Origin of the sequence: Synechococcus sp. R3-13, assembly GCF_047462195.1 — a bacterium.
Classification (GTDB): Bacteria; Cyanobacteriota; Cyanobacteriia; order Thermostichales; family Thermostichaceae; genus Thermostichus.
This window is the reverse complement of the sequence record NZ_JANSIO010000430.1, coordinates 1-1,248: the sequence shown is the minus strand read 5'-3', so window position 1 is coordinate 1,248 and position 1,248 is coordinate 1. Positions and strand designations below refer to the sequence as shown.

At 61.1% G+C, this 1,248-nt stretch carries 1 protein-coding gene and 1 pseudogene; one reads left to right on the top strand and one right to left on the bottom strand.

Features of this window, described 5'->3' with window-relative positions; genetic code table 11:
- Positions 1–199, bottom strand: a pseudogene (locus NW856_RS12420) (hypothetical protein); the annotation flags it as partial.
- Positions 200–448: 249 nt separating this feature from the next.
- Here NW856_RS12420 and NW856_RS12415 point away from each other — a divergent pair.
- The coding region (locus tag NW856_RS12415) for an iron-containing alcohol dehydrogenase (RefSeq protein ID WP_414400523.1) at positions 449–1,248 on the top strand (800 nt) is incomplete at its 3' end.

The window sequence follows — 1,248 nt, the reverse complement described above, 5'->3', positions numbered from 1 at the left end:
GGGCTACCGAAAGCCCGCCCTGTACTGCGAAGGTCAGGGTCGGGTAGTTTACTTCTCGCAGCTCGGTATCGTGCTCCAAACCATAGCGGCGCAGCAGGGATCCCAAGTAGGCCAATTCCTGGGGTTCCAAATGCCCATCGGCCCAAGCAGAGCCGGCCACAATTTTGAGCATGAGCTGATGTTGAGTTGTGGGGTTCATGGTGGGATCCCTTGCTGAGAACTGTTGTCGCTACGCGACACTTCTGCGAACGTGTCAGGGGGCCAGAGACCTTAGAGGCTGCAGAGTTGAGGGGATGAACAGCTTAACTATAGCCAGACCTTAGGTGAGCCATCTGCATTCGCGCCAGCGGTGCGCAGCCCTTTTTGCGGCTAGAATCGTTATCTGTATTCACGGACACTGAGCTACCGCGATAGCGGGACGGAGTCCTTTTTCTCGCCCTTTCTTGCAATGCTAAGCGCCTCTCCTTGCCAATTGGATCTTGCCATTCCGGCCCCAGGTCGGCTGTACCGCGGCAGCGGCATTCTGGAAGCTGTGCCCCTTGCGGTACTGGGATCCCGTGTGCTGGTGATCGGGGGGGAACGCTCCTTGGCTGTGGTTGAGTCCCCTCTGCAGCGCAATTTCGCGCGGGATCCCGCCCTCCAAGTTCACTGGACTACCTACGGGGTAGACTGCAGCGAGTCCGAGCTGGCGCGTTTGCAGGCGCTGGCCACGGCGGAATCGGTAACCGGCATCTTAGGAGTGGGGGGTGGCAAGGCACTGGATACGGCCAAGCTAGTGGCCCACAGATTGGGGATCCCGGTGGTTACCGTGCCCACCTCTGCGGCCACCTGTGCCGCCTGGAGCGCCCTATCCAATATCTACTCCGACAGCGGCGCTTTTCAGCAGGATGTGAGCCTGGATCGCGCCCCTGCTGCCTTGATCTTGGACTACGACCTCATTCGTCAGGCTCCCCCTCGCACCTTGGTAGCCGGGATCGGAGATGCCTTGGCTAAGTGGTACGAGTCTTCCGTCAGCAGCGGCAGTTCAGAAGATGCCCTGGTGATTGGCGCTGTGCAGCAGGCCCGCGTCCTGCGGGATTTGCTTCTCCAGCAATCGGCGGCGGCCCTGCGGGAGCCGGGCGGAACTGCTTGGAAACAGGTGGTGGATGCCTGCATCTGCCTGGCGGGGATCGTCGGCGGCATGGGTGGGGCTAAGTGTCGCACCGTGGCCGCCCACGCTGTCCACAACGGGCTAACCCATTTGCTGGG